The 11,619-nt window shown below is 68.0% G+C and carries 8 protein-coding genes; 6 read left to right on the top strand and 2 right to left on the bottom strand.

The window, feature by feature from the left end; all coding sequences use genetic code 11:
• Nucleotides 1-7 precede the first annotated feature (7 nt).
• Nucleotides 8-1,420 carry an MFS transporter gene (locus QZM15_RS14310; protein ID WP_060310163.1) on the top strand — a complete coding sequence of 471 codons (1,413 nt, stop codon included), beginning with the start codon at nt 8-10 and terminating at the stop codon, nt 1,418-1,420.
• Nucleotides 1,421-1,636: 216 nt separating this feature from the next.
• Here QZM15_RS14310 and QZM15_RS14305 read toward each other — a convergent pair whose 3' ends face one another.
• Together QZM15_RS14305 and argA are read right to left on the bottom strand one after the other, a co-directional pair.
• Nucleotides 1,637-1,912, bottom strand: coding sequence for an oxidative damage protection protein (locus QZM15_RS14305; RefSeq protein ID WP_006478357.1), 276 nt, complete (start codon nt 1,910-1,912; stop codon nt 1,637-1,639).
• 53 nt (nt 1,913-1,965) lie between these two features.
• Nucleotides 1,966-3,345, bottom strand: a complete 1,380-nt coding sequence (gene argA, locus QZM15_RS14300; protein WP_059583282.1) for an amino-acid N-acetyltransferase — start codon at nt 3,343-3,345, stop codon at nt 1,966-1,968.
• Nucleotides 3,346-3,368: 23 nt separating this feature from the next.
• Here argA and hrpA point away from each other — a divergent pair, with 23 nt between their 5' ends.
• The 5 genes from hrpA to QZM15_RS14275 all read left to right on the top strand — a co-directional run bounded on the left by hrpA (nt 3,369) and on the right by QZM15_RS14275 (nt 11,511).
• Nucleotides 3,369-7,589, top strand: coding sequence for an ATP-dependent RNA helicase HrpA (gene hrpA, locus QZM15_RS14295; protein ID WP_302106602.1), 4,221 nt, complete (start codon nt 3,369-3,371; stop codon nt 7,587-7,589).
• Nucleotides 7,590-7,763: 174 nt separating this feature from the next.
• On the top strand, nt 7,764-8,753 hold the full coding sequence (locus tag QZM15_RS14290) for a beta-propeller fold lactonase family protein (protein ID WP_060966343.1): 990 nt from the start codon (nt 7,764-7,766) through the stop codon (nt 8,751-8,753).
• Nucleotides 8,754-8,769: 16 nt separating this feature from the next.
• Nucleotides 8,770-9,744, top strand: a complete 975-nt coding sequence (locus QZM15_RS14285; RefSeq protein ID WP_059583286.1) for a sterol desaturase family protein — start codon at nt 8,770-8,772, stop codon at nt 9,742-9,744.
• 127 nt (nt 9,745-9,871) lie between these two features.
• Nucleotides 9,872-10,699 (top strand): EI24 domain-containing protein, encoded by an 828-nt coding sequence (locus QZM15_RS14280; RefSeq protein WP_099316571.1) that lies wholly within the window; start codon nt 9,872-9,874, stop codon nt 10,697-10,699.
• On the top strand, nt 10,696-11,511 hold the full coding sequence (locus tag QZM15_RS14275; RefSeq protein WP_059583289.1) for a molybdopterin-binding protein: 816 nt from the start codon (nt 10,696-10,698) through the stop codon (nt 11,509-11,511). Before QZM15_RS14280 ends, QZM15_RS14275 begins: the two co-directional genes overlap by 4 nt.
• Nucleotides 11,512-11,619 lie beyond the last annotated feature (108 nt).

Here is an 11,619-nt window from a genome sequence, read left to right as displayed (position 1 = left end):
GACATCGATGAGCCGTCCGCAATTCTCGAGCGCCGCGCAGCCGCGGCCTGGCCGCGCTGCCCTCGCGGCGTTCGTCGGCACCACGATCGAGTGGTACGACTTCTACATCTACGGCACGGCCGCGGCGCTCGTGTTCGGCAAGGTGTTCTTTTCCAGCACGATGGACCCCGGCGTCGCGACGCTGCTCGCGTTCGTCACGTTCTGGGCCGGCTTCGCCGCGCGGCCGCTCGGCGGGATCGTGTTCGGGCATCTCGGCGATCGCGTCGGCCGCAAGACGGCGCTCGTGATCACGCTGGTGATGATGGGGCTCGCGACGACCGGCATCGGGCTGCTGCCCGGCTATGCGTCGATCGGCGTGTGGGCGCCGGCGGGCCTCGTCGTGCTGCGCGTGCTGCAGGGTATCGCGGTCGGCGGCGAGTGGGGCGGCGCGGTGCTGATCGCGAGCGAGAATGCGCCGAAGCATCGCAGCATCCTGTATGCGGCGTTCGCGCAGCAGGGCTCGCCCACCGGCAACCTGCTGGCCACGGCCGCGTTCTTCGCGCTGAGCGCGCTGCCGACGCCGTCGTTCCTGATGTGGGGCTGGCGCATTCCGTTCCTGCTGTCGGCCGTGCTCGTGATCATCGGGATGGTGATCCGGCTGAAGCTCGAGGAATCGGTCGACATGCAGCGCGTGCTCGCGCGCAAGCGCACGGTGAAGCTGCCGCTGCGCGACGTGGTGCGCGACCACTGGGTCGTCGTGCTGCTCGCGGCCGGCACGCTGCCGGTGATCAACGTCACGTATTTCCGCAGCACGTTCGCGCTGTCGTGGGCGACCAAGGAACTCGGTTATGCGCAGGGTACGTTCCTCGGCATCCTGTCGATCTCGCTCGTCGTGCAGTTCCTGATGCAGCCGGTCGGCGCGTGGTTCGTGTCGAAGGTCGACATGCGGCGCGCGATGTGCTGGATCCTGATCCCGGAAATCGTGCTGATGCCCGTGATGTTTCATGCGCTCGCGACGGGTTCGTACTGGGTCGCCGTCGCGGGGATGTGCATCTCGACGATTCCGTCGGCGATGTTCTATGGCGCGGTCGGCGGCGTGCTCGCGCGCGTGTTCCCGGCCAACATCCGCTACACGGGCCTGTCGCTCGCGTATCAGTTGAGCGCGCTCGTCGTCGGCGGCGGCACGCCGGTGCTCGCGCAGGCGATCCTCAATGCGACGGGCAGCATCGTCGGCGTCGCGATCGCGTCGGGTCTCTATGCGCTCGTGTCGCTTGTCTGCATGGTGGCGCTGCTCAATCGCACCGGACATCGCGCCGACGAACTGTCGAGCGCCGAGCGCAGCGATGCGGCCGAGTGGGGCACCGAGCATACGGGCGCAGGGAACCCGGGCGGCGAAGCCGCGCCACCCGACGATCGCGGCACGTTGAAACCCGCGGGTTGAGCCGGCAGGCCGGCGCGATGCGCCGAGGCGGCGGCGCGGCGATTCCGCGGCATCGGGCGCCGGGCGGGCCGCGCGTCTTGTTTGCCTTCGCTCGCGCCAGATCAGGCGTCCCAAAAGCAAACGGCACCGTGCGATACACGGTGCCGTTTGCTTGGGGCTTTTGCTTCACCTCGCGACGCCGCCGGCATGGCCGGCCGTCGCGAGTCGCGTCGTCGCTCAGCCTTCCGTCGGCGGTACGTAGCCGGACGCCTGGTCCGCGCCGTCGCCGAAGAAGTACTTCTCCGTCTGCTTCATCAGATACTGGCGCGCGCGCGGGTCGGCCATGTTCAGGCGGTTTTCGTTGATCAGCATCGTTTGCTGCTTGAGCCAGCCTTGCCACGCTTCCTTCGAGACGCTCTCGTAAATGCGCTTGCCGAGTTCGCCCGGCAGCGGCGGGAAATCGAGGCCTTCGGCTTCCTTGCCGAGCTTCGCGCATTGGATCATTCGAGCCATCGTGTACTTCTCCTGTAATCGGTGTCTGGGGGGAAGGGCAGTCGTGCCGGTGCTCAGAGCTGCTTCATCAGCACGAGCGACTTGCGCTGCCAGTTATAGAGTTTGCGGCGGTCTTCTGGCAGGTCGTCGACGCTGACCTTGACGAAGCCGCGCTTGAGGAACCAGTGCTCGGTGCGCGTCGTGAGCACGAAGATGTGCGTGAGGCCGCGCGCGCGGGCGCGCTGCTCGATGCGCTTGAGCAGGCGTTCGCCGTCGCCCGAGCCCTGCGCTTCCGGCGCGACCGTCAGGCACGCCATCTCGCCGATCTTCTCCTGCTGGTACGGGTACAGCGCCGCGCAGCCGAACAGCACGCCATCGTGCTCGATCACCGAGAAGTGGTCGATGTCGCGTTCGATCTGGTGGCGGCCGCGCCGCACCAGCGTGCCGTCCGATTCGAGCGGCTCGATCAGCGACAGGATGCCGCCGACGTCGTCCGGCGTCGCTTCGCGCAGGCTTTCGAGGTTCTCGTACGAGATCATCGTGCCGACGCCGTCGTGCAGGAACAGTTCGAGCAGCATGCTGCCGTCGAGCGATTGCGGAATCAGGTGCGCGCGGGTCACGCCGCCGCGGCACGCGCGGATCGAATGCTTGAGGAAGAATGCGTCGTCGCCCTGGATGTTGCCGGAATCGAGCAGCTCGGCGGCCGCGTCGAGCGACATTTCGCGGACCAGGTCGCCTTCGTCGTCGACGATGCCGGGCCCTTCGGTCAGGAAGATGATCTTGTCGGCGCGCAGCGCGATCGCGGCCGCCGACGCGACGTCCTCCATCGACAGGTTGAACGCCTCGCCGGTCGGCGAGAACCCGAGCGGCGACAGCAGCACGAGCTTGCGGCTCGCGAGCGAATGACGGATCGATTCGGCGTCGATCTTGCGCACGATGCCCGTGTGCGCGAAATCGACTCCATCGAGAATCCCCACCGGCCGCGCGGTCACGAAGTTGCCCGACACGACGCTGATGTGCGCGTGCGCCATCGGCGAGTTCGGCAGCCCCTGGCTGATCGCGGCCTCGATGTCGAGACGCACTTCGCCGGCCGCTTCCTTCGCGGATTCGAGCGCGCGCGCATCGGTGATGCGCAGGCCGTGCGAAAACTCGGATTCGACACCGTGCAGGCTCAACTGCTCCTCGACCTGCGGGCGCGAGCCGTGGACCAGCACGATCTGGATGCCCATCGCCTGCAACAGCGCGATGTCCGATACGAGCGCGTTCAGCAGCCCCTGCTGCACCACCTCGCCGCCGAACCCCACGACGAACGTGCTGTTGCGGAACTTGTGGATATAGGGCGCGACGGAGCGCATCCAGTCGACGAACTGCGCGTGGCTGGCGGCCGAATCGTCGGCGGCCGGCGGAGTCGCGGCGCCGGTCTGGGCGGGAGGGAGGTCGGTTTGGGAATTCATGGCCGGGATTATAATGCGCCCCCATGTCGAATGTTTCTAAAAGTCCCGCGCCGACGCGGGCCAATACGCCGTCGGCGAAGCACCCGGATGGTGCGGCCGACGCGCGCGAGCAGCAGGGCCAGCCGCCGCGCGGGCAGCAGGACAAGCCGGCGGGCACGCCGGCACATGCGCCGCGCGGGCCGCGCAATGACGAACGGCGCGGCGACGCGCGCCAGCCGGCCGCGAAGGGCGCGCCGCAGGCCGCGGGCGAGCGTGCCCCGCGCCGCGAGCGTGCGCCGCGGGCCGCCGTCGCACCGAACCCCGTCCCGCCGATCACATACCCCGAAAGCCTGCCCGTGTCGGGCAAGCGCGACGAAATCGCGCGCGCGATCGCCGGCCACCAGGTCGTCATCGTCTGCGGTGAAACGGGCTCGGGTAAGACCACGCAGTTGCCGAAGATCTGTCTCGATCTCGGCCGCGGCCTCGGCGCCGGCGGCACGGGCCTGATCGGCCATACGCAGCCGCGGCGCCTGGCCGCATCGTCCACCGGCCGCCGGATCGCCGAGGAACTCGGCACGCCGTTCGGCGAGGTGGTCGGCTACAAGGTGCGCTTTACCGACAATCTCGCGCCGGGCGCGTCCGTGAAGCTGATGACGGACGGCATCCTGCTCGCCGAGACGCAGACCGACCCGTTGCTGCAGGCGTACGACACGCTGATCATCGACGAGGCGCACGAGCGCAGCCTGAACATCGACTTCCTGCTCGGCTATCTGAAGGAGATCCTGCCGCGGCGGCCCGACCTGAAGCTGATCGTCACGTCCGCGACGATCGACGCCGACCGCTTCGCACGCCATTTCGGCACCGACGAACGTCCGGCGCCCGTGATCGAGGTGAGCGGGCGGCTGTATCCGGTCGAGATGCGTTACCGCCCTGTGGCCGAGGATCGTCCGGCGGTGAAGAACGCGGAAGGCACGGGCGGCCGCGATCGCGTGAAGACCGCGCGCGAGGCCGAGCGCGACCTGATGGACGCGATCGTCGACGCGGTCGACGAGCTGTGCCGCGAAGGCCCCGGCGACGTGCTGGTGTTCCTGCCCGGCGAGCGCGAGATCCGCGAGGCGGCCGAGGCGCTGCGCAAGCACCATCCGCCGCATACCGAGATCCTGCCGCTGTTCGCGCGGCTGTCGGCGGCCGACCAGGACAAGGTGTTCAAGGCGTCGAACGCGCGCCGCATCGTGCTCGCGACCAACGTGGCCGAAACCTCGCTGACGGTGCCGGGCATCCGCTACGTGGTCGACACCGGTCTCGCGCGCGTGAAGCGCTATTCGTACCGGAACAAGGTCGAGCAACTGCAGGTCGAGTCGATCTCGCAGGCGGCCGCGAACCAGCGCGCGGGCCGTTGCGGCCGCGTGGCCGACGGCGTGTGCATCCGCTTGTACGAGGAAAGCGACTACCAGGCGCGCGCACGCTTCACCGACCCGGAAATCCTGCGCTCGTCGCTCGCGTCGGTGATTCTGCGGATGAAATCGCTGCACCTGACTGCGATCGAATCGTTCCCGTTCCTCGAGCCGCCGCCCGGCCGCGCGATCGCGGACGGCTACCAGTTGCTCAACGAGCTCGGCGCGGTCGACGACGACAACGCGCTGACGCCGCTCGGCCGCGAGCTCGCGCGGCTGCCGCTCGACCCGCGCGTCGGCCGGATGATTCTGGCCGCGCGCGACCAGCAGTCGCTGCGCGAGGTGCTGATCATCGCGAGCGCGCTGTCCGTGCAGGATCCGCGCGATCGCCCGATCGAAGCGCAGGAGCAGGCCGACCAGGCGCACCGCCGGTTCGCCGACGAGCGCTCCGAATTCCTGCAGTGGCTGAAGATCTGGGCGTGGTTCGAGGAAGCCGTCGCGCACAAGAAGTCGAATCGCCAGCTCGTCGACGCCTGCCGGCAGAATTTCCTGTCGCACCTGCGGCTGCGCGAGTGGCGCGACGTTCATTCGCAGCTGCTGACGGTCGTGCGCGAGCACGGCTGGCGACTCAACGAAGTCGAGGCCACCTACGAACAGATTCATCTGGCCCTGTTGACGGGCCTGCTCGGCAACATCGGGATGAAAGCGGACGACGATCCGCATTACCTCGGCGCGCGCGGCATCAAGTTCTACCTGTGGCCCGGCTCCGCGCTCGCGAAGAAGGCCGGCCGCTGGGTGATGGCGGCCGAACTCGTCGAGACGAGCCGGCTGTACGCGCGCTGCCTCGCGAAGATCGAGCCCGAGTGGGTCGAGAAGATCGGCGCGCATCTGCTGAAAAAATCGCTGTCGGAGCCGCACTGGGAAAAGCGTCCGGCGCAGGTGAGCGCGTTCGAGCGCGCGACGCTGTACGGGTTGCCGATCTACCACCGGCGGCGCGTCGCGTTCGGCAAGCAGGACCCGGCGCGCGCACGTGAATTGTTCATCCGCGGCGCGCTGGTCGAAGGCGAATTCGACACGAAGCTGCCGTTCTTCGCGCACAACCGCAAGCTGCTCGCCGACATCGAGCAGCTCGAACACAAGTCGCGTCGCCAGGACGTGCTGGTCGACGACGAGCTGATCTACGCGTACTACGACCAGGCGATTCCGGAAGGCATCCATACGGGCGCCGCGTTCGAGCGCTGGTATCGCGACGAGGTGAGGAAGGGCGGCCAGGCGGAGGACAAGCAGCGGCTGCTGTACCTGTCGCGCGACGACCTGATGCGCCACGAGGCGGCCGGCGTGACGACCGACCTGTTCCCGAAGCGCGCGACGATGGCCGGCGTCGAGATGGCGCTCACGTATCACTTCGAGCCCGGCACGCCGCGCGACGGCGTGACGCTCGCGGTGCCGCTCTTCGCGCTGAACCAGGTCGATGCGCGCCGCTGCGAGTGGCTCGTGCCGGGGATGCTGAAGGAAAAGGTGCAGTTGCTGTTGAAGTCGCTGCCGCAGAAGCTGCGCCGGCACTGCGTGCCGCTGCCCGAGTACGCGGCGGGCTTCGTCGAGCGGATGGGGCGCGAGCGCTTTGGCGCGGGCGGGCTCGTCGAGGCGCTGATCGCCGACGTGCGCGGCGAGACGCAGGTCGCGATGAAGACGGCCGATTTCAAGCTCGAGACATTGCCCGCGCACCTGTTCATGAATTTCAAGGTGATCGACGAGCACGGCCGCCAGCTCGCGATGGGGCGCAATCTCGCGCAGCTTCGCCAGGAGCTCGGTGCGCAGGCGCAGCAGCAGTTCCAGAAGATCGCGGCGGCGTCGACGCTCGCGCCGGGCGGCGACGCCGGCGCGGGCGATGCAGCCGGCGCGCCGGCGCCGGCCGCCGCACCGGCTTCGGCCGCGAAGGGCGGCAAGCCGGGCAAGGGCGCCGCGCCGCAGACGGCCGCCCCACGGATGGCCGCCCCGACGGAAACCGGCGCGACGGCGTTGTACGAGAACCTGACGACGTGGAATTTCGGCAAGCTGCCCGAGCTGCTGGAAATCCGCCGGCGTGGCCAGACGCTGTACGGGTATCCGGCGCTCGTCGACCGCGGCACGCATTGCGACGTCGAGGTGTTCGATTCGCCGGAGGAGGCCGCGCGCATCCACCGGGCCGGCTTGCGGCGGCTGTTCGCGCTGCAGTTGAAGGAGCCGATCAAGTTCCTGGAAAAGAACCTGCCGGGCCTGCGCGAGATGGCGATGCAGTACATGTCGCTCGGCACGCAGGACGAGCTGCGCGACCAGTTGATCGACACGGCGCTCGACCGCGCGTGCCTGCAGGACCCGCTGCCCGACGACGATGCGAGTTTCCACACGCGCCGCGACGAGGGCAGGAGCCGGCTGAACCTGCTCGCGCAGGAAATCGCACGGCTCGTCGGGCAGATCCTGGCCGAATACGCGGGCCTCGTGAAGAAGCTCGCGCAGGCGAAGCCGTTCGCGCAGGCCCATGCGGACCTGCAGCAGCAACTGGCCGCGCTGGTCGGCAAGCGCTTCGTGATCGACACGCCTTACGCGCAGCTTGCGCATTTCCCGCGCTATCTGAAGGGCATCGCGCTGCGGATCGACAAGCTGAAGGCCGATCCGGCGCGCGACGCGAAGCAGTCGGCCGAGCTGCTGCCGCTCGTCCAGCAGTACCAGCGCGCGGTGTCGCAGCGCGGCGGCGTCGCCGATGCGCGGCTCGCGGAATTCCGCTGGCTGCTGGAGGAACTGCGGATTTCGCTGTTCGCGCAGGAACTGCGCACGCCGATGCCGGTCTCTGTCAAGCGTCTGCACAAGGTCTGGGAGTCGATGCAGCGCTAGCGCGACATCGGTCGGCCGGGCCTGCACGGGCAGCCCGGGCCTGCGCCGCGGCGGCCCGTGCGGCCGCCCGGCGTGCGGCAAGGTGGCGCAAAAGCGGCGCAATCCCGGCATGGGTCAACCGGAGGGGCCCGCCGAACGTTCTACAATCACTGCTGTTCCACGACGTGAGTCTTCATGCGCACTTTCCTTTCCTTCGGCCGCACGCTTGCGCTGGCCGCCGCCGTGCTGGCGCCCGCCGCACACGCGAATAACGTGATCGTCCTCAATTCGGCCGAAGCGACGCTTTCCCTGATCGACCAGCAGACCCGCGAAGTCGTTTCCACGATGCCGACCGGCAAGGAACCGCACCATTTGATGGCGACGCCCGACAATGCATCGCTGATCGTCGCGAATTCGGTCTCGAACAGCCTGATGTTCCTCGATCCGAAGACGGGCAAGCTGCAGCGCACCGTCGAAGGGATCGACGATCCTTACCAGCTCGGCTTCTCGCCCGACCGCAAGTGGTTCGCGGCGGCCGGTTTGCGGCTCGATCGCGTCGACATCTACGGCTACGACGGCCACGACCTGAAGCTCGTGAAGCGCGTGCCGCTCGCGGTGATGCCGAGCCACCTCGCGTTCACGAAGGACAGCAAGACGCTGCTCGTGTCGCTGCAGGTGTCCGGCGAGATCGCGGCGATCGATCTGCCGACGCAGACGGTCAAGTGGAAGATGAAGGTCGGCAAGGTGCCGGCCGGCCTGTGGCTCACGCCCGACGACAAGTTCCTGCTGGTCGGGATGACCGGCGCGGATTACGTCGCGGTCGTCGACTGGCGCAACCAGAAGGTCGTCAAGCAGATCTACACGGGCAAGGGCGCGCACAACTTCCGCTCGCTCGCCGACGGCACGCACGTCGCGGTCACCAACCGCGTCGCGAACACGATCAGCATCATCGACGAGAACGCGCTCACCAACGTCGGCGACATCACCGGCCTGCTGCCGGGCCCCGACGACATGGAGCTGTCCGCCGACAAGAAGACGCTGTGGGTGACGTTCCGTTTCGCGAAGAAGGTCGGGATCATCGATCTGGCCTCGCGCAAGCTGGTGCAGACGATCGCCGTCGGCCGCTCGCCGCACGGCATCTACTTCTACGACCGCGCGCCGTGGAAGGCGGCGAACGGCGCGTGACGGGCGGAGGCGGACGATGCTGCACCTGATCGATGCGTTCGTGTCGGACATCCAGACCTGGCTGTACGTCGACGTCGTGCAGCCGCTCCTCTTCAAGTTCAACCTGATGGACTACGACGAGGACACCTACGACGCGCTGTACTGGGTGATCATCGGCGCGCTGCAGATGGTGCTGATGTTCGCGCTGCTGCGCCCGCTCGAGGCGCTGCTGCCGGTCGAGCGCTGGAAGAACCGCCGCGCGGTGCGGGTCGACGTGATCTACACGGCGATCTCGAAGCTCGGCATCTACACGCTGTTCTTCTTCTTCGCGCTGCAGCCGGTGTTCGACAACTTCCAGGCGTGGCTGCGCCTGCATGGCGTGTCGAACGTCAACCTCGACTACCTGTGGCCGGGCGTGACCTCGCAGCCGATCGTCGCGTTCGCGATCTACCTCGTCGTGCTCGATTTCGCCGGCTACTGGTATCACCGCTGGCAGCACAAGTTCGGCATCTGGTGGGAGCTGCACGCGGTTCATCACAGCCAGCGTCAGATGTCGCTGTGGTGCGACGACCGCAACCACCTGCTCGACGACGTGATCCAGTCGTGTTTCTTCGCGGCGATCGCGCTCGTGATCGGCGTGACGCCGTCGCAGTTCGTCGTGCTGACCGCGGTCACGAACTTCCTGCAGAGCATCCAGCATACGAATGCGCGGCTGTCGTACGGCCGCATCGGCGAGCGCCTGCTCGTCAGCCCGATCTTCCACCGCCGGCACCATGCGGTCGGCTACGGCCACGAAGGCACCAAGTACGGCTGCAACTTCGGCGTGCTGTTCCCGTGGTGGGACATGATGTTCGGCACCGCGTCGTGGAACCGCACGGTCGAGCCGACCGGCATCCGCGAGCAGGTCGAGGGCGTGTCCTACGGCGACGGCTTCTGGTCGCAGCACGGCCTGGCGTTCGTGCGGATCTTCCGGCGCCTGTTTCCCGCGAAACGCGGCGCGGCGTCGGCCTGATCCCGATTCCGGCCTGTCTCCCGTCGAGCGACGCTTCCACGCGGCCCGCAGGCGCTTTGGCGCAGGCGGGCCGCGTGGTTTATCCTTTCCCCGTTTTTCTCCGTCAATCCATACTCCATAGGCTCGCATGAACGACTTGCTGCGTTCCTTCGTCCGGGCGTTCGCCAGCGCGCTGCACCCGCGCATGCTGTGGCTCACGCTGATGCCGTTCGTCGTCTCGGCGCTGCTGTGGGGCGCCGTGCTGTGGTTCTCGTGGCAGACGCTGATCGACGTCGCGCGCGGCGCGCTCGACGGCTTCGTGCTGACGGCCGCGCTGTATCGCGCGTTCGATGCGATCGGCATGTCGCAGCTGCACGCGGTCGTCGCGCCGTTCGTGGTCGTGTCGCTCGCGATTCCGCTGATCGTGCTGACCGTGCTGCTGCTGATCGCGACGATCTCGATGCCGGTCGTGATCAAGCACCTGTCGAACCGGCAGTTCGCGGCGCTCGAGCCGAAGCGGGGCGGCACCTTCTTCGGCAGCGTGGTCAATTCGCTCGGCGCGGCGATCGTCGGCGTCGTGCTGCTCGTCGTCACGATCCCGCTGTGGCTGATTCCGCCGTTCTTCGCGCTGCTGCCGCCGGTGATCTGGGGCTGGCTCACGTATCGCGTGATGACCTACGACGCGCTCGCGCTGCACGCGAGCCGCGACGAGCGCCGCGCGCTCGTGCGCCGGCACCGCTGGCCGCTGATCGGCATCGGCGTCGCGACCGGGCTGCTCGGCACCGTGCCGACCTTCGTGTGGGTTTCGTCGGTCTGGATGATGGTGCTGTTCCCGTTCGTCGCGGCCGCCATGATCTGGGTATACGCTTTCATCCTCGTCTTCTCGGCGCTGTGGTTCGGGCACTACTGCCTGCGCGCGCTGGAGGACCTGCGCGCCAGCGCGCGCGCCACCGCAATCGACATGGGGCAGGCATGAGCATCGGCATCATCATCATCGGCGACGAAATCCTTTCGGGCCGCCGGCAGGACAAGCATCTGGCGAAGGTCATCGAGCTGCTCGGCGCGCGCGGCCTCGCGCTCGACTGGGCCGAATACGTCGGCGACGATCCGGCGCGCATCACCGCGACGCTCGCGCGTGCGATCGCGTCGGGCGACATCGTGTTCTCGACGGGCGGGATCGGCGCGACCCCCGACGACCATACGCGCCAGTGCGCGGCCGCCGCGCTCGGCGTGCCGCTCGAGTTGCATCCGGAAGCGAAGGCGCTGATTTCGGAACGCATTCGCGAGACGCACGCCGACCCGGCCACGCCGGTCGATTTCGAATCGCCGGAGAACCAGCATCGCTTCAACATGGGCGTGTTTCCGGCGGGCGCGACGATCATCCCGAACGGCTACAACCGGATTCCCGGCTTCTCGGTCGGCCATCTCCACTTCGTGCCGGGCTTCCCGGTGATGGCGTGGCCGATGATCGAATGGGTGCTCGATACGAAGTACGCGCATCTGCATCACGCGACGCCGCATGCCGAGCGCTCGCTGGTCGTGTTCGAGTTGCCGGAATCGACGCTGACGCCGCTGATGGAGAAGATCGAGCGCGATTTCCCCGGCGTGCGCGTATTCAGCCTGCCGAGCGTCGGCGACGCAGAGCGCGGCGGCATCTACGCGCGCCGTCACATCGACCTCGGCGTGAAGGGCGAGCCGGAAGCAGTCGCGGCCGCGTTCGTGAAGCTGCGCGAAGGCGTGCACCTGCTCGGCGGCGACGTCGTCGAGCCCGATACGCCGCGCGCCTGAGCGGCCTGCAACGGGGTCGTACCAAAAACAACGGGCCGCGCAATGCGGCCCGTCATCGGCATGTCATCGCCCGGCTCGACGATGAGGCTGTCGCAACCGGCGGGCGCG

Origin of the sequence: Burkholderia sp. AU44665 (assembly GCF_030504405.1) — a bacterium.
Classification (GTDB): Bacteria; Pseudomonadota; Gammaproteobacteria; order Burkholderiales; family Burkholderiaceae; genus Burkholderia; species Burkholderia semiarida.
The sequence above is the reverse complement of the archived record's forward strand: the minus strand, read 5'-3'. Positions and strand labels throughout refer to the sequence as shown.